The following is a 23,468-nucleotide window of genomic DNA, read 5'->3' as shown; positions in this document are numbered from 1 at the left end:
GCTCCCAATCAGATCAGACGACGAATCGCGTCGAGCAGGCTGTCCTGCTCGAAGCCGCTTTTCACCAGGTAGGCGCTGGCCCCGACCTCGAGGCCGCGGGCGCGGTCCTCGGCCGAGTGCAGCGCCGTCACCAGCACCACCGGCAGTTCCGCCAGCTCACGGTCGCCGCGAATCCGCGCGGTGAGGGTGAAGCCGTCCATGCGCGGCATCTCCACGTCCGACACCAGCAGGTCGAACGCGCCCTGCTTCAGGGCGTTCCAGGCCTCCAGCCCGTCATTGGCGGTGGTGACCTGGTAGCCGGCCCCCTCGAGGATGGCCTTGAGCAGGCCGCGCGAGGTGAACGAGTCCTCGGCGATCAGCAGGCGCTGCGCCGTGGCGCCGGGCGCCTCCGCCTCGCTGCGCTGCAGGCTGCCGGCACCGACGTTCAGGGCGCTGCGGTAGAGGTCGCCCGGATGCAGGATGGGCACCAGCTGGCCGTCGCCGAGCAGGGTCGCGCCCAGCAGGTTGCGCACCCGCAGCAACTGCTTGCCGAGGTTCTTCACGGTGATCTCCTGGTCGCCGAGCAGCTCGTCGACCAACAACACGAAGGGCTCGCCGTGCACCTTGAGCACCAGCAGGGTCAGGTCGTCGTCGCTGCCCGCCGAGCCGCTCAGGCCCAACACGTCGGCCAGGGCCCAGACCGGTAGGACGCGCCCGTCGAGGGCCAGCGAGGGGCGGTTCTCCAGGTTCTTCAGCGCACCGGCCGGCAGGCGCAGGCAGCGCTCGACCGCCAGCGCCGGTATGGCGAAGGTGCGTTCGGCGTTGCGCACGATCACCGCGCGGAAGGTCGACAGGCTCAGCGGCAGGTGCAGGTGGAAGCAGGTGCCCTGGCCGGGGCTGGATTGCAGCTCGATGCGCCCGCCCAGGCGCTCGACCACCTCCTGGACGATGGCCATGCCCAGGCCGCGCCCGGACAGGTCGGTGATCAGCGCGCTGGTCGACAGCCCGGAGCGAAAGATCAGCCGCTGGCTTTCCGCCTCGCTCAGTGCCTGGGCCTGTTCCGGGGTGAGCAGCCCGGCGGCGACGGCCTTGGCCTTCAGCGGAGCCGCCGAGATGCCGCCGCCGTCGTCCTGCACGCGCAGCTCGAAGCGATCCGCCGACTCCTGCAGCAGCTCCACCTGAATCTGCCCGACCGCCGGCTTGCCGCTGGCCTCGCGCCGCTGGGGAGACTCCAGGCCGTGGTCCACGGCGTTGCGCAGCAGGTGGGTGAGCACCGTGCGCAGTTCGTCGAGGATGCGCTTGTCGACCTGCAGGTCGGTGCCGCGTACCTGCAGCTCGACGCGTTTGCCGGACTGGCTGGCCAGGTCCTGGACCATGGCCGGCAGGCCCTCCACCAGCGTGCTGCCGGCCAGCAGCAGTACCGCCTGCAGCTCGCCGACCTGGGCCTCGGACAGCTGGCTCAGGCCTTGCGCCAGGTGCTGCCCGGCCTTGGCCAGGTGGATCGCCTCGAAGTGCAGCTGATCGAGCTGGGCCTGGCTCCAGTTCAGGTAGTCGAGCACGCCCTTGAGGGCGTCGCGGCTGGCCAGCGGCAGCTCGTCGAGCTGGGCGTGCAGGCGCTTCAGGTGGCCGGCACCGAGCAGGCGCCTGCCGCGCTGCGGCTCGAAGGCGGCGGCGTGTTCGCGCAGGCGGCGGGCATGGGCCTGGGCCTCGAGCTTGAGCTGCAACAGGCTCTCGCTGTGGAACAGCAGGTTGTCCAGGCGCCGCGCCGAAACCCTCACCGTTCCCGGCTCCTGCGGCTGCGCCACGGCGGCTGGGACAGCCGCCGGAAGGCTGACCGCCTCGCCGCTCGCGGCGCTTTCCAGGCGCTCGCAACACTGCTCGGGCGCGCCCGCCTCGACACTCTCGCCGAGGTGCAACTGCTGCACCAGGCGCAGGGCATGCCGGCACAGTTCGACTCGCTCCGCCGTCAACTCAAGCAATCCACCACGTGCGGCGCTCAGCAGACTCTCCCAGGCATGGCAGAGTCGCTCGATGGGCGCCAGGCCCACGGCTCTGGCGGCGCCTTTGAGGCTGTGCACCTCGCGGAACAGCGACTCGATGGAGTCGCCGCTGGCCCCCGCCTGACGCCAGTTGGCCAGGGTGTCGGCGAGCACGGCCAGGCGCTCTCCGGCCTCGATCCGGAAGCTGTCGAGCAAGCGTTCCTGCAGCGCCTTGCGATCCAGGCTCATGGGCGGCTCACAACTTGAACTGGGCCGCCAGGCCCTGGAGTTTGAGGCCCAGTTCGTGCAGGTTGCGCGTGGCCTGGTCCATCTGCCGGGTACCGCTGACGTTGCTCTGGCTGGCCTCGCGTATGCTGGTCATGGCATTGGCTACCTGGTCCATGCCGACCATCTGCTGCTGGCTGGTAGCGGCGATCTGCAAGGCCATTTCGTTGGATTCGACAATGCTGCTGTCAAGGGCGCGGATCGCCTCGCCGCTGCTCTGTGCCCGCTCGTAGCCGGATTCCACCGTCTTGCTGCCCTGCTCGGCCAGCAGCACCGCCTTGGTCATGGCCTTCTGGATTTCGCCGAGTATGCCGCGCACCTGGGCGGTGGCCTGCTTGGACTGGTCGGCCAGGGCCTTGACCTCCTGGGCCACCACCGAGAACCCCTTGCCGGTCTCGCCGGCGCGCATCGCCTCGATCGAGGCATTGACCCCGAGCAGGTTGGACTGTTCGGCCAGGTCGCTGACCGAGGCGACGATCTCGCCGATGGTCTGGCTCTGCTCGCCCAGGCGCATGATGCTTTCCGCCACCGCCTGCATCTGCTCGCGGATCAGGCCCATGCCCTTGAGCGCCTCCTCCACCGCCTGCCGGCCGCCCTGGGCCACCTCGCGGGTACGCGCGGTGCTGTCGGCCACCGACTGCGCCTTGCTACTGGCCAGCACCGCGGTCTGCTTGACCTCGTCCACCGTGGTGACGATCTCGCTGATGGCGGTAGCGGTCTCCTGGGTATTGGTGGCGACCTGGCTGGTGGCTGCCAGCACCTCCTCGCTGGAGGAGGCCAGCACCGCAATGCCTTCGTTGAGCTCACCGACCAGGTTGCGCAGGTTCGCCAGCATGGTGGCGAAGGCGGTGCCCAGCACATCCTGGTCGGACACCGGCTGGCTGTCCTGGCCGAGGTGGCCCTGGGCCAGGTATTCGGCCTTGGCGGCCAGGGCCAGCAGGTACTGGCTCATCTGGCTGAAGGCCTGGGCCAGGCGGCCGACCTCGTCACGACGGGTCTCGCTGCGCAGCTCCCGGGGGATTTCGCCACGGCTGATGCGCTCGGCCATCAGGGTCAGGTGCGCCAGGGGCTGGGCGATATGCCGGCTGAGCTGCCAGGCCATGACAATGCCGAACAGCAGCATCAGCAGCCCCAACAGCAGCTGCTCCAGGCGCTGGCGCTCGACATGTGCCTGGGCCTGGGCCAGGGTCTGCAGCACCTTCTGCTCGGTCAGCTCGGCCAAACGCTGCCCGAGGTCGTTGATCTGCTCCATGCGTTGCAACTGAATCCCCAGGGCCAACGCTTCTGCCTGCTGCACCTGTCCGGCGCGAATAAGTGGCAGCAATTGCTGGTCACGGGTCTGCACGAACGCGTTGCGCACATCGATCAGCTGGTTGAGCAGCCGACCTGTGTCGCTTTCATCGCCCAGGCCGGCGAGCAGTTCGTCGAACAGACGATCATTGGCCTTGGACAACTCCGCGATTTCGCCTTCGCTCTGTGCCAGCCGAGTACCGGTCTCACCGTGGGCGTCGGCCATCGCCTGGAGCAGTTCGGCGCGCTGGGTGATGATGTTGACGCGCAGCTCCTTGACCTTGGACACCCGCTCGAAGCTGCGCTGGAACAAGGCGGCCTGGTTGTCCTGGAGGCTGGCGAAGCGTTGCAGCGAGGTGAGCAGAAGCGCGGCGAACCCGAGGATCAGCGCCGCGAAGACCAGCACCAGCTTGCTGCCGATGCTCAGGTTGGCAATGCTTCTGAACATGCTTGTATCTCCTTGTCCCGGGGGACTGATTCACTGCTCAAGGGCGCGCCTCGGCTCACAGCTTGAAGCGGCTGGCCAGGGTCTTGAGTTTCATGCCCAGCTGGTGCAGGTTGCGCGCTGCCAGGTCGACCTGCTGGGTGCCGCCGACGTTGTCCTGGCTGGCCTGGCGAATGCTGGCCATGGCCGTGGCGATCTGGTCCATGCCGATCATCTGCTGCTGGCTGGTGGCGGCGATCTGCAACGCCACCTCGCTCGAGGCCTCGATGTTGCTGCTCAGGGCGCGAATCGCATCGCCACTGGACTGGGCGCGCTCGAAGCCGGACTCCACGGTCTTGCTGCCCTGCTCGGCCAGCAGTACCGCCTTGGTCATGGCCTTCTGGATCTCGCCGAGTATGCCCCGCACCTGGGCGGTGGCCTGCTTGGACTGGTCGGCCAGGGCCTTGACCTCCTGGGCCACCACCGAGAAGCCCTTGCCCGCCTCGCCCGCCTTCATCGCCTCGATCGAGGCATTGACCCCGAGCAGGTTGGATTGCTCGGCCAGGTCGCCCACCGAGGCGACGATCTCGCCGATGGTCTGGCTCTGCTCGCCCAGGTGCATGATGCTTTCCGCCACCGCCTGCATCTGCTCGCGGATCAGGCCCATGCCCTTGAGCGCTTCCTCCACCGCCTCACGGCCGTTCAGCGCCACCTGGCGGGTGCGCTCGGTGCTTTCGGCCACGGTCTGCGACTTGCTGCCGGCCAGTTCGGCGGTCTGCTTGACCTCCTCCACCGTGGTGACGATCTCGCTGATCGCGGTGGCGGTCTCCTGGGTGCTGGTGGCCACCTGGCTGGTGGCGGCGAGGATCTCCTCGCTGGAAGACGCCAGCACCGTGATGCCCTCGTTCATCTCCTGCACCAGTTCGCGCAGGTACTGGCTCATGTCGACGAACGCCTGGGACAGGCGCCCCACTTCATCCTGGCGGGCGCTGCCGACGATGCCCTGGGGAATCTCGCCCCGGCCGATGCGCTCGGCCCAGCCGGTCAGGCGTGACAGCGGCCTGGCGATATGGCGGCTGAGCAACCAGGCCAGCCCGGCACTGATGCCGACCAGCAGCAGGCTCAAGTTGAATACCCGCTCGCGCTGGGCCTCCAGCGCCTGGCGCGAACGCTCCAGGGCCGCCGCGACGCGCTTGTCGGTGAGTTCGGACAGCTGTACGCCGAGCTCATGAATCCGGTTCATGCGCTCGAGTTGCACCCCGCTGTTCAACTGGCGGGCCTGCTCGAACGCGCCGGCGTGGATGAGTTCCAGTTGCTCGGCGCGGGTCTGCATCAGGGCGACGCGCACCGCCAGCATGTCCTCCAGCGCACTGGCAAATTCCTCGTCCTCGCTCGCCGCCTGCTGCAGGCGCCTGACCAGGCGGTCATTCTCCATCGTGCGCCGGCGGATGCCGTCCTCGATGCTCTGCAGGTCGGCCTGTGCCTGCTGGCTGATCACCTGCATCAGGTCGGTGCGCTGGGCCGAGATGTTCAGGCGTAGCTCCTTGACATCGGAGAGCCGCGCGTAGTGTTGCTGGAACTGCTGCTCCTCGATGCCCTGCAGGCTGGCGAAGCGCTCCAGGCTGCTGAACAGCAGGACACCGAAACCGGTGATCAGCGCGGCGAAGGCCGCGATCAGTTTGCTGCCGATACCCAGATTGAGAACCCTGCCCATCGCCGCCTCCATTGCCCTATTCCTCGACCTTGACCTGCAAACTCGTGTCGTTCAGCAGGCGCGTCCCATCCAGTACCGTGCATTGTTCGGCGGTGACCCCCAGCAGGTAGGCCGCGCGCACCCCGGCAAGATTGGCCACGCTCTTCTGCAGTCCGTCTCGACGGATTCGCCCGATGCCCTGGACCCGGTCGATCAGCAGGCCGAACTCCATCTCCCGGCTGCGCAGCACCGCCATGAAATTCTTGTCTGACAGGCCACCGATCGGCAGCTCGAACAGCACCCGCAGGTCGAGCAGCGAAACGATGTGGCCACGCACGTTGACGATGCCCAGCACGAACGGCGGAACGCCCGGCAAGGGCGTGTACTGGGCCAGCGGCAGCACCTCGGCGACATATTCGCTCTCGATGGCATACTGCTCGCCACTGATGCTGAAGGTCAGCACTTCCAGCCACTCTTCGACCTGCTCCTGACGCTCGCTTTCCGCCCACTGCCGGGTGCGCGCCAACAGGCGGGCGTCACGCTCCTCGGCATCCACGCCGAAACCGGCGGCCAGGCGCTGCTCGAACTCGGCGAGGCGCCGGCGGATCTGCGCCCAGCGTTGATCTGCCTTCAGAGACTCGGACATATATGCGCTTCCTGTTGCAGTTGATCGCACAGACGCAGTAACTGCGCACAACTGATGCCGTCGCCATGGGCCACCAGTGCGCCGCCGTCCTGGGTCAGGAGCAGTTGCCGGCATACTTGCAAGGCCTTGTCGCCCGCGCGGCGCTGGCCCTCGCCGTGCAGCAGGCGGGCGCGCAGGAAATAGCCAAGGATAAATTCGGGGTCCAGGTACAGCGCTTTGTGCAAGGCTGCCAATGCGGCCCGGTTATCGCCGGCCTGCTGAGCCAGTAGCGCCTCCAGCCAATACGCCGCCGGGGCGGCGCAATCCAGTGCCAGAGCGCGCTGCAGCCACTCCCTCGCCTGCTCGACATGCTGCTGATCGGCCCAGCTGCGCGCCATGGCCAGGCAGGCCCGGTGCTGTTGCGCGCGGCCCGGCGTGGCACAACCCAGGTAGGCCAGCAGGGCCTCGCGGGCCTGCTCGTGCTGGCCGGCGGCCTGGGCCTGGGTGGCCCGCTGCCAGTAGTCTTCACTGTTGCGCCGCTCGCGCTCGGCGGGATTCGGGCCGGGCGCCGCGGTCGCTGTGATCGGGCCGGGTTGCGGAGCACTCGAGCTGGGGCGTTCGGCACGACGCGGCACTGGCAGTGAGGCCAGCGGTGACGGTAACGCTGTCGGGAACGGTACGCTGTCCACCGACGAGGGGACGCGCACGTCCACGGCATAGTTGCAGCCGGCCCAGCGCCCCTGCAGGCCGGCCTGGGTCGCCAGCCCGGCCTCCACGGCGCTCAGCAGCAGCACGCCGTCCGGGCTCAGGCTGGCGAGCAGGCGACGCAGCGCCGCCTGCGCCCGAGCCGGGGAAAAGTACATCAGCACGTTGCGGCAGAGAATCAGGTCGGCGCTGGCAAGCGCCGGCGGCAGCTGGTTGTCGGCCAGGTTGTACTGGACGAAGCGAATACGTCCGCGCCAGGCCGGGCGTACCCGCCATTGCCGGCCCTCGGCCTGGAAGTGGCGTTGGCGGAAGCCCTCTTCATCGACGCGAAAGGCGTTCTTGCCGTAGAGCCCCTGCTCCGCCCGGGCGATGAATGCCGCATTGATGTCGCTGGCAACCAGCTCGATATTCCACTGCTCGCGCTCGCCTGCCAGCAGCTCGTCGATCAGGAACAGCAGCCCGTAGGCTTCCTCGCCGGTGCAGCAGCCGGCGCTCCACAGCCGAAGGCTCCGGCGGCCCTCGCGGCGACGGCGCGCCAGCAACGGCGCCAGGTGATGCGCGGCGAGCCAGTCGAAGGCTTCGGAATCGCGGCGAAAATAGGTTTCGCCGACGGTGAACGCGGCGATCAAGCCCTGCTCTTGCGCACTGTTCCAGTCGGCAAAGGCCAGCGCCTGCAACCACTTGTCGAAATCCGTTACTTCCCGCTCCAGGGCCAAAAGCTGCAGGCGGCGCAACAGGTCCGTCTGCCTGGCGCCGGCGAAGTCCAGGCCGAGATGCTGCAGGACCTTGTGGCTCAGGGCTTTCAACAGCCGCGGCGAACAGCTGGGTTCAGCGCGCAGCATCGAGGCGTCCCTCCTGGGTTGCCAGCAGCGCGTCGAGGCGCTGCTCGTCAGCATCACTGAGCAGCAGTTCGACATCCTGGATCAGCAACAGCCCGTCGCTGCTGCGCACCACGCCGCGCAGCAGGCTGGAAGGCACTCGCGGATCGGGCGTCGCGGTAAAGTCCTCGGCGCTGCAGGCCAGTACCGCTTCGACCTGGTCGACCGGCAGCAGCAGCTCGCGTGTACTGCTGGTCAGCCAGATGAAGGGTTGCCAGAGGGTGAGTTCAGGGGTTTTCCAGCCGAAGCGGCGGGCCAGGTCCACCACCGGAAGCAATTTGCCGCGCACGTTCGCCAGCCCGCAGATAGTCTCGGGCGCCCCGGGCAAGGGGGTGCTCTGCAGTGCCGGCAGCACTCGAACCACCTGATCGAGGGCAACCGCCAAGTGCTGACCCGACAACCAGAACGGCAACACCAGGTATCTGTCCATAGATCCGTCCCTGTCACCACACGCTATTGCTCACCCTCTACCCTAGCTCAGGGAGAACCGGCGTCCAGTCGTCTGGAACAAGCAATTGATAGCAAAATGCTAGCGTTCGCCGACACTATCACGGGCCTCTTCCATCTTGGAAGCGGGCGGCGTCTGCCAGCCGCCGCCGAGGGCGGCGATCAATCGCACGCTGGCGTCCAGCCGGCTGCCAAGCAGCGTCAGGCTGCTGCGTTCGTTGTCCAAGGCAGTGGTCTGCACGTTGACCACACTGGTGAAATCGACCGTGCCGGCCTTGTACTGGTTCTCGATCAGCCGTAGCGCCTCGCGGGCGGCATCCAGGGCGTCCTGCTGCACCCGCGCTTCCTGCTCCAGCACGCGCAGTTGCACCAGCTGGTCCTCGACTTCGCGGAAACCGCTGAGCACGGTCTGGCGGTAGTCGGCGACGGTCTGCTCGTAAGCGGCCTCGCTGCGCTCCAGCTCGGCGCGCCGGGCGCCGCCGTCGAGCAGGCGCAGGGCCAGCTCGGGGCCGAGCGACCAGAAACGGTTGGGCAGGCTGACCCAGTCGGCGAAGCTACTGCCACGGTAGCCGCCGCTGGCCGAGAGGGTCAGGTCCGGATACCAGGCCGCCTCGGCCACACCGATTTCGGCATTGGCGGCCATCACCCGGCGCTCGGCCGCGGCGATGTCGGGGCGGCGTTCGAGCAGTTGCGAGGGCAGCGCCACCGGTATCTGCGGCAGCGCCGGCAGTCGCGTTTGCTTGGCGATCTGCAGCTCGCTCGGTGGCACGCCGACCAGCACGGCGATGGCGTGCTCCAGCTGGGCGCGCTGCCATTGCAGGTCGAGGGCCTGGGCCTCGGTGCTCCTGAGCTGGGTCAGCGCCTGGCTGACGTCCGACCTGGACACGATGCCGGCGCGGTACTGGTTCTCGGTGAGCTTCAGCGAACGGGCGTAGGCGCCGACCGTGGCTTCCAGCAGGCGTTGCTGTTCGTCCAGCACGCGCAGCTGCAGGTAGTTCTGCACCAGCTCGGCCTGCTGGCTGAGGCGCAGGGCGGCGAGGTCGGCGGCGCTGGCCTGGTACGCGGCCTGGCTAACCTGCAGGGCGCGGCGCAACTTGCCCCAGACATCCAGCTCCCAGGCGGCGTTTAGGCTCAACTGGTAGCTGTCGACAACGCCGGCAGCCGCCGACCCGCCTGCGCCGAGCGATTGCCCGGCGCCCTGCCCGCCCCGGCTGACAGCGGCGCTGCCGGACAGGCTGGGATAGAGCGCCGCCCGGGTACCGCGGGCCAGCGCTCGGGCCTGGCGATACTGGGCCTCGGCGGCGGCGAGGTTCTGGTTGGACAGGTTCAGGCGATCGACCAGGCGGTTGAGTGCCTCGTCCCCATAGAGCGTCCACCAGTTGCCACGGGCCAGGGCATCGCCGGGGGCGGCCAGGGTCCAGCCGTCGATCTGCTTGAACTGCGCCGGCGTGGCCAGTGGCGGGCGCTGGTAGTCCGGGCCGAGGGTACAGCCGGCCAGCAGCAGGCTCAGGACGATCGCGGTCAGGGGGGCTTTGCCGGGCATCGAAGCACTCATAGCGGGGTTTCCAGGGCAGCATCGCTGCGCACGCCGCGCCAGCGGTTGACGCGGTGACGCAGGCGATCGAGATAGAGGTAGACCACCGGGGTGGTATAGAGGGTCAGCAGCTGGCTGAGGATCAGCCCGCCGACGATGGTGATGCCCAGGGGCTGGCGCATCTCCGCGCCCTCGGTGCCGCTCAGCAGCAGCGGCAAGGCACCGAGCAGCGCCGCCAGGGTGGTCATGATGATCGGCCTGAAGCGCAGCAGGCAGGCGCGACGGATCGACTCCTGCGGGCTGAGCCCTTCGCTGCGCTCCAGTTGCAGGGCCAGGTCGATCATCAGGATGGCGTTCTTCTTGACGATGCCGATCAGCAGGAACAGGCCCAGCAGCGAGATCAGGCTGAACTCGCCGCCGACCAGCTGCAACGCCAGCAGCGCACCGACCCCGGCCGACGGCAGGGTCGAAAGGATGGTCAGCGGGTGGACGTAGCTCTCGTAGAGCACGCCCAGCACGATGTACACCACCGCCAGTGCTAGCAGGATCATCCACGGCTGGTTCTGCTGGGTCTGCTGGAAGGCCGCACCCGTGCCGCCGAGCACGCCCTGCACCTCGCTCGGCAGGTTGAGCCGCGCCACGCTGCGCGCGATGGCGGCGCTGGCCTGCTCCAGGCTCACCCCTTCGGCCAGGGAGAAGCCGATGTTCTCGGCGGCGAACTGGCCCTGGTGGTTGACCCGGTCCTCCTCGATGCTGCGCTCCCAGTGGGCGAAGCTCGACAGCGGCACCCGCGCGCCGGCGCCGGTAATCACCTGAATCTGGTCGAGGGCCTCGGGGTGCCGGGCGTACTGCGGGTTGATCTCCAGCACCACGCTGTACTGATTGAGGTTGGCGTAGATGGTCGACACCTGACGCTGGCTGAAGGCGTTGTTGAGCAGCGCCGTGACCAGGCTCATGTCCACCCCCAGGCGCTTGGCCGCGGCGCGGTCGACGACCAGGCGGATCTGCTGGGCGCCCTCGCCTTCCTGGGCGTCGATGTCGGTCAGTTCGGGCAGCGCCCGCAGGGCGTCGCGCACCTTGGGCAGCCAGGCGCGCAGCAGATCCAGGTCGGCGGACAGCAGCTGGTACTCGTTCTCCGAGCTGCGCCCCTCGCGCCCGCCGAACTGCAGGTCCTGGTCGGGGATCAGGAACAGCCGGCCGCCGGCGACCTTCGGCAACTCCTGGCGCAGGCGGTTGATCACCGCCTGGGCGGACAGCCGGCGTTCGCCGATGGGCTTGAGCCGCACGATGATGAAGGCATTGTTGATGCCGCTGTTGCCACCGATGAAGCCGGCCACGCTGTCCACCGCCGGGTCGGCCAGCAGGGCGCGCCGGTAGGTTTCCATCTTCGGCTGCATGACCTGGAACGACAGGCCGTCGTCGCCGCGGATGAAGCCGATCAGCTGGCCGCTGTCCTGCTGCGGCAGCAGGGTCTTGGGCACGCTGAAGAACAGGAAGACATTCAGCGCGATGGTCGCCAGCAGGCTCAGCAGCGTCAGCAGCGAATGGCGCAGGGCCCAGTCCAGGCTGGAGCGGTAACAGGCCAGCAGGCGCGCCTGCAGCCGGGCGCCGAGGCGCTGCAGCGCGTTCGCCGGGCGGGCGTGCCCCTCGGCCTTGAGCCAACGCGCGCAGAGCATGGGCGTCAGGGTCAGGGACACCAGGAGGGAGATCACCATGGCCACCGCCAGGGTCAGGGAAAACTCGCGGAACAGCCGCTCGACCAGGCCGCCCATGAACAGGATGGAGATGAACACCGCGACCAGCGACAGGTTCATCGCCAGCAGGGTGAAGCCCACCTCGCGCGCGCCCTTGAAGGCCGCGGCCAGGGGCGTCTCGCCCGCCTCGATATGCCGGGAGATGTTCTCCAGCACCACGATCGCATCGTCCACCACCAGGCCGGTGGCGATGATCAGCGCCATCAGCGACAGGTTGTTCAGGGAGAAGCCCAGCAGGTACATGGCGGCGAAGGTGCCGACCAGCGACACCGGCACCGCCAGCGCCGGGATCAGCGCCGCGCGCCAGCGACCGAGGAAGACGAATACCACCAGGATCACCAGGGCCACGGCGATCAGCAGGGTGCGCTCGGCCTCGTGCAGGGTGGCGCGGATCACCGGCGAGCGATCCATGGCCACCTGCAGCTCGACGCTGGCCGGCATCACCGCGCGCAGCGCCGGCAGCTCGGCGCGGATGGCGGCGATGGTTTCGAGGATATTCGCCCCGCTCTGCCGGTTGATCACCAGCAGCACGGCGCTGGCGTCGTTGTAGAAACCGCTGTTGTAGCGGTCTTCGACCCCGTCGCTGAGGTTCGCCACGTCGCCCAGGCGCAGAATCGCGCCATCCTGCTGGCGGATGATCAGCGGCGCGAAGTCGGCGGCCGTCTCCAGCTGGTCGCTGGCCTGGATCTGCCAGTGGCGCTCGGCGTCCTCCAGGGCACCCTTGGGCCGTTTGACGTTGGCCGCGGCGATCGCCTGGCGCACCTCGTCCAGGGCGATGCCATGCTGCTCCAGCAGGCGCGGCTCGAGGGCCACGCGCACCGCCGGCAGCGAGCTGCCGCCGACCTGCACCTCGCCGACGCCGCCGACCTGGGACAGCTTCTGCGCCAGCAGGGTCGCGGCGACGTCGTACAGCTGGCCCTTGCTCAGCACCTCCGAGGTCAGGGCCAGGACCATGATCGGCGCCTGGGAGGGGTTGAGCTTGCGGTAGCTGGGCATGCTGCGCATGCCGCTGGGCAGCAGCTCGCGGGCGGCATTGATCGCCGCCTGCACCTCGCGGGCGGCGGCGTTGATGTCCCGGTCCAGGTCGAACTGGATCATGATCCGCGTGCTGCCCTGGCTGCTGCGACTGTTCATCTGGCTGATCCCGGCGATGGTGCCGAGCGAGCGCTCCAGCGGCGTGGCCACCGTGGCGGCCATGACCTGAGGGCTGGCCCCCGGCAGGCTGGCCTGCACGGTGATGGTGGGAAAATCCATCTGCGGCAGCGGCGCCACCGACAGCAGGCCGAAGCTCACGGCGCCGAGCAGGACGATGGCCAGGCTCAGCAGCAGGGTCGCCACCGGCCGGCGGATGAACGGCGCCGAGAGGTTCATGGCTCCACCGCCAGCCCCGCCGCACTGCGACCGCTCAGGCGCCGCGCCAGGCGATCGAAGTACAGGTAGATCACCGGCGTGGTGAACAGCGTGAGCAACTGGCTGAGCAGCAGGCCGCCGACCATCACCAGGCCCAGGGGCTGGCGCAGCTCGGCGCCGGAGCCGCTGGCCAGCATCAGCGGGATGGCGCCGAACAGCGCCGCCAGGGTGGTCATCAGGATCGGCCGGAAACGCAGCAGCGCGGCCTGGTAGATCGCCGCCTCGGGCGCCATGCCCTGCTGGCGTTCGGCTTCCAGGGCGAAGTCGATCATCATGATGGCGTTCTTCTTGACGATGCCGATCAGCAGGATGATGCCGATGACCGCGATCAGCCCCAGGTCGTTGCCGGTCAGCAGCAGCGCGAGCAAGGCGCCGACGCCGGCCGAGGGCAGGGTCGAGAGGATGGTGATCGGGTGGATATAGCTCTCGTAGAGCACGCCGAGCACGATGTACATGGTGACGATGGCCGCCAGGATCAGCAGCAGGGTGCTCGACAGCGAGGCGCGGAAGGCCTGGGCGGCGCCCTGGAAGCGGCTCTGCACCCCGGCCGGCAGGCCGATCTGCTGCTGCACCCGCTCGATGACCGCCACCGCCTCGCCCAAGGCCACGCCTTCGCCCAGGTTGAACGACAGGGTCGCCGCCGGGAACTGGCCGATTCGGTTGACCAGCAGGCTGGTGGCGCGCTCCTCGACCCGCACCAGGGCGGTCAGCGCGATCTGCTGGCCGTCTGCCCCGGCGACATGGATCTGGTCCAGCGCCGCCGGCCCCAGGCGCCCGCCGTCCTGACTCTCGAGCACCACGCGGTACTGGCTGGCCTGGGTGTAGATGGTGGAGATCTGCCGTTGGCCGAAGGCGTCATACAGCGCCGCATCGATGTCGGCGATGCTCACCCCGAGGCGCCCGGCAGTATCGCGGTCGATCGTCAGGTAGACCTGCAGGCCGCGGCTCTGCAGGTCGCTGGCGACGTCCGCGAGCTGCGGCTGCTGGCGCAAGGCGTCGACCAGGGTGCTCGTCCACTGCTCCAGCAGTGCCTGGTCCGGCGACTCCAGGCTGAACTGGTACTGGGTGCGGCTGACCTTGTCCTCGATGCTCAGGTCCTGCACCGGCTGCAGGTACAGCTCGATGCCGCTGAGGCGGGCCAGCTGCGGGCGCAGCCGCTCGATCACCTGGCTGGCGCTGACATCGCGCTGGGCATGGGGCTTGAGGTTGATCAGCAGGCGGCCGCTGTTGAGCGTCGGGTTGTCGCCGTCGACGCCGATATGGGACGCCAGGCTGGCCACCGCCGGGTCGCGCAGGATCACCTCGGCCAGGCGTTGCTGGCGCTCGCTCATGGCGCCAAAGGAAATCGCCTGCGGCGCCTCGGAGATGCCCTGGATCAGCCCGGTGTCCTGCACCGGGAAGAAGCCCTTGGGCACGGCCAGGTACAGCACCACGGTCAGGCCCAGGGTGGCCACGGCCACCAGCAGGGTCAGCGCCTGGCGCCCGAGCACCCACTGCAAGGCCAGGCCGTAGCGGGCGATCAGGGCGTCGATCCACGCCCCGCTGGCCCGGTAGAAGCGCCCCTGCTCGGCCGCTGGCTCGTGCTTGAGCAGGCGTGCGCACATCATCGGCGTCAGGCTCAGGGAGATCGCCAGGGAAATCAGGATGGCCACCGCCAGGGTGATGGCGAACTCGCGGAACAGCCGCCCCACCACGTCGGCCATGAACAGCAGCGGGATCAGCACCGCGATCAGCGACAGGGTCAGCGAGACCAGGGTGAAGCCGATCTGCCGGGCGCCCTTGAGCGCGGCATTGAGTGGCGTCTCGCCGGCCTCCAGGTGGCGGGCGATGTTCTCCAGCATGACGATGGCGTCGTCCACCACGAAGCCGGTGGCGATGGTCAGGGCCATCAGGGTCAGGTTGTTGAGGGTGAAGCCGGCCAGGTACATCAGGCCGAAGGTGCCGACCAGCGACAGCGGCACGACGATCGACGGAATCACCGTGGCCGCCAGCTTGCGCAGGAACAGGAAGGTCACCAGCACCACCAGGGCGACCGCCAGCAGCAGCTCGAACTGCACGTCGCGCACCGCGGCGCGGATGGTCTGGGTGCGGTCGCTGAGCACCCTGACTTCGACGCTGGCCGGCAGCCCCGCGGTGAGGCTCGGCAGCAGCGCCTGCACGCGCTCGACCACCTCGATCACATTGGCGCCGGGTTGGCGCTGGATATTCACCAGCACCGCGGCGTTGCGGTCGGCCCAGGCCGCCAGGCGCTGGTTCTCGACGCCATCGACCACCTCGGCGACATCGCCCAGGCGCAGCGCCGCGCCGTTCTGGTAGCTGAGGATCAGCTCGGCGTATTCCGAGGCGGACCTCAGCTGGTCGTTGGCGTCCAGCTGGGAAACCCGGGTCGGTCCGTCGAAGTTGCCCTTGGGCTGGTTGACGTTGCTGGCGCCGATCAGCGCGCGCACGTCGGCCACGTTCAGGCCATACGCGGCCAGGGCCTCGGGGTTGACGCGAATGCGCACCGCCGGGCGCTGGCCGCCGGCCAGGGTGACCAGGCCGACGCCGCTGGTCTGCGCCAGTTTCGGCGCCAGGCGGGTGTCGACCAGGTCGAACACCTGGGGCAGCGGCAAGCTCGTGGAGCTGACCGCCAGGGTCAGCACCGGTGAGTCGGCCGGGTTGACCTTGTTGTACACCGGCGGCGCCGGCAGGTCGGCCGGCAGCAGGTTGCTGGCGCCGTTGATCGCCGCCTGCACTTCCTGCTCGGCGACGTCCAGCGCAACGTCGAGGTTGAAGCGCAGGGTGATCACCGAGGCGCCGCCGGAACTGCTCGAGGACAGCTGCTGCAAACCGGCCATCTGGCCGAACTGGCGCTCCAGCGGCGCGGTCACGGCGCTGCCCATCACCTCGGGGCTGGCCCCGGGATAGAGCGTCAGCACGCGGATGGTCGGGTAGTCCACCTCCGGCAGGGCCGAGACCGGCAGCAGGCGGTAGGCGATCAGGCCGCTGAGGAAGATCGCCAGCATGATCAGGGTGGTGGCGACCGGGCGCAGGATGAACAGGCGCGAGGCGTTCATACGTCTTGCCGCGCCGCGGCTGTGCCCTGCCCGCCGGCCGCTGCCGGCTGCTCCTCAAGTACCTCGACCGGGCTGCCGTCACGCAGGCGGTCGGTGCCTTCCAGCACCAGGCGCTCGCCGGCCTCGACGCCCTCCTCGATCAGCGTCAGCTGGCCATCGCTGGGCCCGGCGACCACCGCCCGGACGTGCACCTTGTCCTGCTCATCGACCACATAGACGAAGGTCCCGCGCGCGCCGTGCTGCAGCGCCGCCGCGGGGATCAGCAGGACCTGCTCGCGGGTCTCCACATGCAGGCGCACGTTGACGAACTGGTTGGGAAACAGGCTTTCCTCGGCGTTGGCGAAGCGCGCCTTGAGCTTCAGCGTGCCGGTGGCGGTGTCGATCAGGTTGTCCAGGCTGTCCAGCTCGCCGTCCGCCAGCTTGACCCGCTCGCTGCGGTCCCAGGCCTCGACCCGCAGCGCTTGGCCGCTGCGATGCTGGCGCAGCACGGCAGGCAATTGGGCCTCCGGCAGGGTGAACAGCAACGAGATCGGCTGGGTCTGGGTGATCACCACCAGCGGCAGGGCGTCGTTCGAGCCGAGCAGGTTGCCGGCGTCCACCTGGCGCAGGCCCAGGCGCCCGTCGATGGGCGCGCGGACCTGGGTGAAGTCGAGGTTCAGGCGCGCTTCGGCGACGGCCGCCTGGTTGCTCCTGAGGATGCCGCGGTACTGATCGACCAGTGCCTGCTGGGTATCTAGGGTCTGCTTGGCGATGGAGTCCTCGGCGTACAGGCCGCGGTAGCGGGCCAGGTCGATCTCGGCGTTGCGCAGCTGCGCCTGGTTCTGCTGCTGCACGCCCAGGGCCTGCTGCAGGGCGACCTCGTAGGGGCGCGGATCGATCAGCGCGAGCAGCTCGCCGGCCTTGACCCGCTGGCCCTCGTCGAAGCGCAACTCGAGCAGCTCGCCGGCGACCCGCGCCCGTACCTCGACCCGGTTGTAGGCCGTCACCGTGCCCAGGGCCTTGAGCAGAATCGGAAAGTCGCCGCGCCGGACCTGGGCGATGCGTACCGGCACCGGACCACCGTCGCGCCAATGGCCGGCGCCGCGAGGCTCGGGCTTGGCCGGCCAGAACCACCAGATGAGGACAAGGATGGCGGCCAGCAGGAGCAGGCCGATCGGCCACCGGAGCGGGTGGCGCGGGGAGCGGGAGGTTGCGGAGGTCTCGGGCATGCTGGGGTCACTTCCTTGGCGAGCCCGAACGATAAGCAGGCGCAGCAGCGAAGCAAAGCCTCTTTACCGCCTATTTACCTGCGCCTTACCTTGGCAACTCCCTGGCCCCTCAACAAAAACGGCTTACCGAGGTAAGCCGTTGGGTTGAAGCTGCCGGGCGTTACTTGAGCACCGCCATGGCCGCCTCGTAGTTCGGCTCCTCGGCGATTTCGGCGACCAGCTCGCTGTGCAGGACCTTGTCGTTCTCGTCCAGCACCACCACGGCGCGGGCGGCAACCCCGGCCAGCGGGCCGTCGGCGATGGCCACGCCGTAGTTCTTGAGGAACTCGGCACCGCGCATGGTCGACAGGTTGATCACGTTCTCCAGGCCTTCGGCGCCGCAGAAGCGCGCCTGGGCGAACGGCAGGTCGGCAGACACGCAGAGCACGACGGTGTTGGCCAGCTTGCTGGCTTCGGCGTTGAACTTGCGCACCGAGGTGGCGCAGGTCGGCGTGTCGACGCTGGGGAAGATGTTCAGCACCTTGCGCTTGCCGGCCAGGCTGGCCAGGCTGACGTCGGCCAGGCCGTTGCCGACCAGGGTGAAGGCCGGTGCTTGCTGGCCGGCTTGCGGCAGCTGGCCGTCGACGTGAACCGGGTTGCCTTTGAGGGTGACTTGCGCCATGTGGGTAATCCTTCTGCAATGTTTAAGGGCGGATGCCGTGCCGAGCGCTTGACCGGCTTGCGGCTGCGCGGACCGATCGAGGAGCTGATACCGCTCCCAGCCCAGCTTGACCCCTATCGACCCGAGCGGCAAGCCTAGAAGTCGCGGCGGTAGAACAGGTCCAGGGAGCTGGCCAGGCCGCTGGCGGCCTCCAGGTAGAGCCGTTTGCTCAGCTGGTAACGCAGCGCCAGGGTATTGGCCGGCTCGAACACGCCGACGCCGTAACGCAGGCTCAGGCGCTCGGACAGGTTGCCGCTGGCCACCACGCTGGTGGTCACCCCGCTGCCCTCGCTGTCCAACTGGAAATCCTCGATGCCCAGGCTCTTGGCCAGGCTGCCGGTCAGCGACGCGCTGCTGGCCAGGCCCATGGCCAGGGCCGCCTGGGCCAGCAGGTTGTTGTCGCCGGTGCCCTGGCCCTGCGGTCGGCCGAGCACCAGGTAGGACAGTGCCTGCTCCTGGCTCATCGCCGGCTCGGAGAACACCTCGCTGCTGGGCTGGTCGGCGCGACCGCTCAGGCGCAGGCCGGCGACCACTTGGTCGACCCGACGGATCGCCTCGATATCGAGGAACGGCTGGTCGATCGGCCCGGCGAACAGCAGCCGGGCGCGGCGGATGGTCAGGCGTTGGCCATAGGCGCGGAAGCGCCCGTTGTTAAGGTTTAGCTCGCCGCGGGTGTCGAGGTCGTCGCCCACATGCACGCGCCCCGCCAGGTCGGCCTTGAGGCCGAAGCCCTGGAAACTCAGGCGCTCCTGGCCGACCTCGACGTCGATATCCATGGCTATGGCGGGTGCCCGGCGGGACGGCCTGTCCTCGCCGACGATCACCGCGTCATCGGATACCTGCACCGTGGATGGCGGCAGTTCTCGGATCTGGATCTGCCCGCGCGGGATCGCCACCCGGCCGGCCAGGGACAGCTGCTCGGCGTCCAGGCGCAGGCGCAGGTCCGGCTCGACTTCCAGCTCGGCATAGGGCTCGACGCTGACCGGCAGGCGCGTGCCGCGCACCTGCAGTTGCCCGCGCAGGCCATCGTCCCAGGTCAGTTCGCCACCGAGCTCGCCGCGGCCCTGCTCGCCGCTGCGCCAGCCGCCGTCGAGTTGCAGGCGCTCGCCGGCGATCCGCGCCTGCAGCTGCAGGTCGCGCACGTTGGTCGGCAACGCTCCGCCGCTGATCTCGCCGTCGCTGAGCTGCAGGCGGCCGTCGACCTTGGGCGCCAATAGCAGGCCGCCCAGGGTGCCGCTGCCCTCCAGGCGTCCGCTCAGCTGCTCGACCCGTGGCACGAAGGGCCGCGCCAATGCCAAGTCAAGCCCGCGCAGATCGAAGCTGCCGGACAGCGGCTTGCTCGCCGGGCGCGGGTCGATCAGCGCCTGTAGCGACAGCTGGCCGAGCTTCGGCCCGCGCAATTCGAGGCGGGTGTCGATGCTCGCGGGGCTCAGCTGGCTGTCCAGGCGCAGTTCGTCGTAGGCGAAGCTCAGCCACTGCTGCTGATCGCGAATGCGCCAGCTGCCGCGGCCGGCATCCACGCTGACCCGGCCGCGCGGCCCGGCCGCCGGCAGGTCCAGGGCGATCTCGGCATCCAGTTGACCCTGCCAGTCGAGGTCCTTGGGCAGCCAGGGACTCAGGCTGGCCAGGGGGAAGTCGGCCAGGCGATAGCGGATCTTCGGCTCGGGCAGCAGCCGTTGCGCCTCGCCGCACAGGCTGGCGTCGCCGGAGCGCCAACAGTGCGCGCCCAGTTCGATGCGGCCGTTGGCCTGGCGCACCAGGCTGGCCGGCTGCTGCAGGCGCCAGTCCTGGCCGCCGCTGCGCACTTCGCCGCTGCGCAATTGACCCCGCCAGTTGCCGTTCTTCAACTCGCCGGCCACGGCCAGGGCACTCTGCAGCAGCGGTCCGTCGAGTTGCAGCTCCAGTTGTTGGCGTCGCGGGTCGCCTTGGGCAGTGGCGCTCAAGCGCCCGAAGTCGGTCTCGCCAAGGGCGATGCCGTCGGCTTGCAGCTCGATGCGCGCCCGCTGCGCGGCATCGAGTCGGGCATCCAGTTGTAGCTGCTGCAGGCGCTGATCGGCGAAGGCCAGCTGCCAGCCCTCCGCCTGCAGCTGCCCCTGGGGCGCCTGCAGGCTGCCGGCCAGCGCCAGTTGGCCTTGCAGTTGCCCGCGCAGCCGCGGCCACAGCTGGGCCAGTTGCGGCAGCGCCAGTTGCAGTTGCCCGCTGAGACGCTCCTGCAGCTCGGCGCTGCCGTGGATCCGGTTGTCGCCCAGGCGCAGGTCGATCTGGGGCAGCGACCACTGTGCGCCGGCGCCGCGGCCCTGGGCTTGCAGGCGCGCCGGCTGGCCACGTAGGCGCCCGGCCAGGTCGAGGTCCGCCTCCAGGCTCAGGCGTCCGTCCTGCAGCCTGCCGTTGCTGTGCAGCGCACCGGCCAGCTGTCCGGGCAGCTCGGCCAGCCAGTAGGCCGGGTCCAGATCGCTCAGCTGCAGCCGGGCCTCCCAGCTCAGGCCTTCGGCGAAGCCCAGGGTGAGCTGGCCGCCGGCCTGGCCCTGGCCGGCCTGCAGCAGCAGATCGGGCAGGAACAGCTGTCGCGTATCGCCACTGAGCGGGCTCTGCAGGCTGAAAGGCCCGGCCGGCCCCTGCAATTGCGCGGTGAAATGGCCGAGGTAGTTGCCGCCCTGGTAGGCCAGTTCACCCTGCAGCTGGCGCAGGCTCACCGGCGGCTCCTCGACCTGGGGCAGCAGGCGACGCCAGGGGAAGTCCTGCCAGTCGAAGCGGCTGTCGATGCTCAAAGCCTCTTGCCAGTCCAGCCGACCGCTCAGCTGCAGGCGCCGCTCGGGGTCGGCGCTGAGGCTCAGGTTCGCCACCTCGGCGCCGTTGCCATCCACCCGTCCGCTCAGCGCCAGCGCCAGGGGGCCGCCCTCGCCCGGCAGCTCGGCGCTGCCTTCGACCCGGTAGCCGGCCGCCAGGTCGCCGCCAGCCTTCAGCGTGAGCTTGTCCAAGCGCAGGGTTTGCGGCAGTTCGGCGCTGGCCACGAAGCCATCGGCGACCAGCTGCAGGGTCGCCGGCAGGTTCTCCGCCAGGGGCTGCACCTCGCCGCTCAGGCGCCCCTGCAGATAGCCGGCGCTGTCGGCGCTCAGGCCCAGCCGGTCGAGCAGATCGCCCTCCACCTGCAGGGCCAGTGACCATTCGCGTTGTTCGGGGGCCGGCAGTCGCAGCCGCCCGCTGGCGCTGAGCGGCCAGGCGCCGCGGGGCTGCAGGCGGCCCTGCAGCTCGAGCAGCAGCTCGCCCCGTTGCACCCGCAGCAGGTCGATCTGCAGGCCATCGGCCAGCCAGTGCGCCGTCAGCTGCAGGCCTTGCAGCTGCTCGACTCCGTCGATCTGCAGGCTGCCGATACGCAGTTCGGCCACCTGCACGGCCAGCGGCAGCTCGAGTTCGGGCAGGCCAGGGGACCGGGTGGCGCCCTCCTCGCTCGGCGGCCGCGACAGCTCGATGCGCTCGGCCTGCAGGTGCTCGATACACAGGGTCAGACGCCACAGGCAGCCCGGCGACCACGCCAGCAGCGGCCTGGACACCTGCAGGCGGCTGTCGTCCTGCTGCCAACCCAGGCTCTCGGCCTGCCACCTACCGCCTAGGCGACCTTCGAATCCCTCGACCTGCAGCCCCGGCACCTGGGCCAGGGCCCAGCGGCTGCCGGCCTGGCTGGCGAGCACCCAGAGCAGCGCCAGCAGCGTCAGGCCGATGCCCCCGAGCAGGCCGTACAGGCTGTAGCGCAGAGCTGGCTTCATAGTTCCGGGCCCATGGAGAAGTGCAGGCGCACGCCGCCCTGGTCATCCAGCGGGTGGGCCAGGTCGAGGCGCAGCGGGCCGACCGGCGATACCCAGCGCAGGCCGAAGCCCACTGCGCTCTTGAGGCCGGAGAAGTCCAATGAGTTGAAGCTGTTGCCCTGGTCGATGAAGGTCGCCAGGCGCCAGCGCTCGGTCAGGCTGTATTGATACTCGGCGCTGGCGGCGAACAGGTAGCGGCCGCCGATCTTGTCGCCCTCGGCGTTCTCCGGTGACAGGCTCTGGTAGTCGTAGCCGCGCACGCTCTGGTCGCCACCGGCGAAGAAGCGCAGCGACGGTGGCACCGCCTTGAATCCGCCGGATTCGGTAGCGCCGAAGTGCACCCGGCCGAGCAGACGGTGTCTGTCCGCCAGGGTGGTAAGGCCCTTGAGCAGCGCGGTGCCGTGCACCACGTCGGCATCCGACAACAGGCCCTCTTTGGCCGCGGCCAGGTCGAACTGCAGGCGATAACCCTGGTTGGGGTCCAGCTGGTTGTCGCTGTGCAGGTAGGAGAAGCTGATGCCGGGCAGCAGCAGGGTACTGAGTCCGGCGTCATCGCCCAGGCGAAATTCCTCGTGCTGCCATTTCAGCGAGATCACCCGCTGCCAGCCGCTGTCCAGCCGGCTGTGCCATTCCGGGCCGACCTTCAGCAGCCGGCTGAGGCTGTCGGTGTCGGCCAACTCCTCGTACTGGTAGCCACCGGCGTAACGTAGTTTGTCGGTCAGCGGCGGATCGCGCGGTACGTCGTACCACAGGCCGACGTTCTGCCGTGGCTGCGACAGCTCCATCTCGGCGCCGTAGCTGTGGCCCTTGGCGTTGGCCCAGTGGCGCGTCCAGTTGGCGCGCCCGCGCACGCCGACGTCGGTGGACACGCCCAGGCCGAGGCCCAGGCTGCGCGGCTTGCGCACCTGCAGTTGGACGTCGACCGGAATCGATTGGCCCTCGGCGCTGGCCGGGTTGGCGTCGACCCGCACCGACTCGAAATAGCCGCTGGCACGCATCGCCTGGTACAGCTCGGCGATCAGTTCGGAATCGTAGGGGCTGCCGGACTCGAACGGCAGCATGCGCTCGAGCAGCTCGCGGTCGAACGGCGCGTCGCCGCTGAAACTCACCGAGCCCAACTGGTAGCGTGGGCCGCTGGCGTAGACCAGCTCGATGTCGGCGACTCCGGCGCGCGGGTCGATACGCAGGCTCTGGGCGCTGAAGCTCCCGGAAAAGAAGCCGTAGCGCGAGGCCTGGTTCTGGATATGCCGCTTGGCGGCGTCGTAGCGACCATGATTGAGCACCGCGCCGCTGCGCAAGCGGGCGTCGCTGGGCAGGCCAAAGGCCTTCAGTTCGCTGGCCGGCCCCTCGACCCGCACGGTGACCTGACGCAGGCGCACCGGTTCGCCAGGCTGCACGGTGATGATCAGGCGGTTCGGCTCTCCGGGGACCACCTCGCTGGCGATCTGCGCCTGGTAGTACCCCAGCGCCTGGACGGCCTTGCGGGTCTGGGTCTCGGCCACCCGGCGAAAGCGCTGCAAGGATTCCGCGTCACGCTCGCCGAGGCTGCCGATATGGCCTTCGATATTGCTGCGCAGCGCCTTGTTCGGCGGCTGCACCCGTACCTCCAAACGCGCCTCGGCGAGGATGGACGCACTGAGCAGCAACAGCGCCAGGCCGGCGCAGAGTCTGGTGAGGGTGATCATGGCTGCGATGCTA

At 69.1% G+C, this 23,468-nt stretch carries 13 protein-coding genes; all 13 read right to left on the bottom strand.

The features are described from left to right. Positions 1 to 8: 8 nt before the first annotated feature. The 13 genes from LPB260_RS01260 to LPB260_RS01200 all read right to left on the bottom strand — a co-directional run bounded on the left by LPB260_RS01260 (position 9) and on the right by LPB260_RS01200 (position 23,452). Positions 9 to 2,207 (bottom strand): response regulator, encoded by a 2,199-nt coding sequence (locus tag LPB260_RS01260; RefSeq protein WP_208706846.1) that lies wholly within the window; start codon positions 2,205 to 2,207, stop codon positions 9 to 11. A gap of 7 nt (positions 2,208 to 2,214) precedes the next feature. Beyond that, the gene (locus LPB260_RS01255) at positions 2,215 to 3,981 is read right to left on the bottom strand and encodes a methyl-accepting chemotaxis protein (RefSeq protein ID WP_208706845.1); all 1,767 of its coding nucleotides are present in this window, start codon (positions 3,979 to 3,981) and stop codon (positions 2,215 to 2,217) included. Between the two features lie 55 nt (positions 3,982 to 4,036). Beyond that, positions 4,037 to 5,671, bottom strand: coding sequence for a methyl-accepting chemotaxis protein (locus LPB260_RS01250; RefSeq protein ID WP_218281497.1), 1,635 nt, complete (start codon positions 5,669 to 5,671; stop codon positions 4,037 to 4,039). Positions 5,672 to 5,687: 16 nt separating this feature from the next. After that, the gene (locus LPB260_RS01245) at positions 5,688 to 6,296 is read right to left on the bottom strand and encodes a chemotaxis protein CheW (RefSeq protein ID WP_208706844.1); all 609 of its coding nucleotides are present in this window, start codon (positions 6,294 to 6,296) and stop codon (positions 5,688 to 5,690) included. Continuing rightward, positions 6,281 to 7,822: a CheR family methyltransferase gene (locus LPB260_RS01240; protein ID WP_208706843.1), complete on the bottom strand. Its 1,542-nt coding sequence runs from the start codon at positions 7,820 to 7,822 to the stop codon at positions 6,281 to 6,283. Before LPB260_RS01240 ends, LPB260_RS01245 begins: the two co-directional genes overlap by 16 nt. Further along, positions 7,809 to 8,288 carry a chemotaxis protein CheW gene (locus LPB260_RS01235; protein WP_208706842.1) on the bottom strand — a complete coding sequence of 160 codons (480 nt, stop codon included), beginning with the start codon at positions 8,286 to 8,288 and terminating at the stop codon, positions 7,809 to 7,811. The genes LPB260_RS01240 and LPB260_RS01235 overlap by 14 nt, the downstream gene beginning before the upstream one ends. A 99-nt stretch (positions 8,289 to 8,387) precedes the next feature. Beyond that, the gene (locus LPB260_RS01230; protein WP_208706841.1) at positions 8,388 to 9,848 is read right to left on the bottom strand and encodes an efflux transporter outer membrane subunit; all 1,461 of its coding nucleotides are present in this window, start codon (positions 9,846 to 9,848) and stop codon (positions 8,388 to 8,390) included. Positions 9,849 to 9,856: 8 nt separating this feature from the next. After that, entirely contained in the window at positions 9,857 to 12,964 is a 3,108-nt protein-coding gene (locus tag LPB260_RS01225) for an efflux RND transporter permease subunit (RefSeq protein WP_208706840.1), read from the bottom strand. Further along, the gene (locus LPB260_RS01220; protein WP_208706839.1) at positions 12,961 to 16,059 is read right to left on the bottom strand and encodes an MdtB/MuxB family multidrug efflux RND transporter permease subunit; all 3,099 of its coding nucleotides are present in this window, start codon (positions 16,057 to 16,059) and stop codon (positions 12,961 to 12,963) included. Before LPB260_RS01220 ends, LPB260_RS01225 begins: the two co-directional genes overlap by 4 nt. After that, positions 16,056 to 17,267, bottom strand: coding sequence for an MdtA/MuxA family multidrug efflux RND transporter periplasmic adaptor subunit (locus LPB260_RS01215; protein WP_208706838.1), 1,212 nt, complete (start codon positions 17,265 to 17,267; stop codon positions 16,056 to 16,058). The genes LPB260_RS01220 and LPB260_RS01215 overlap by 4 nt, the downstream gene beginning before the upstream one ends. A gap of 160 nt (positions 17,268 to 17,427) precedes the next feature. Continuing rightward, on the bottom strand, positions 17,428 to 17,928 hold the full coding sequence (gene tpx / locus LPB260_RS01210) for a thiol peroxidase (protein WP_208706837.1): 501 nt from the start codon (positions 17,926 to 17,928) through the stop codon (positions 17,428 to 17,430). 134 nt (positions 17,929 to 18,062) lie between these two features. After that, positions 18,063 to 21,731, bottom strand: a complete 3,669-nt coding sequence (locus tag LPB260_RS01205) for a translocation/assembly module TamB domain-containing protein (RefSeq protein ID WP_208706836.1) — start codon at positions 21,729 to 21,731, stop codon at positions 18,063 to 18,065. Beyond that, positions 21,728 to 23,452: an autotransporter assembly complex family protein gene (locus tag LPB260_RS01200; RefSeq protein WP_208709995.1), complete on the bottom strand. Its 1,725-nt coding sequence runs from the start codon at positions 23,450 to 23,452 to the stop codon at positions 21,728 to 21,730. The genes LPB260_RS01205 and LPB260_RS01200 overlap by 4 nt, the downstream gene beginning before the upstream one ends. Positions 23,453 to 23,468: the final 16 nt, after the last annotated feature.

The sequence above is a fragment of the Pseudomonas sp. LPB0260 genome (genome assembly GCF_013388395.1).
Note: the sequence above shows the minus strand (reverse complement) of the source record. Positions and strands in the feature narration are given on the sequence as shown.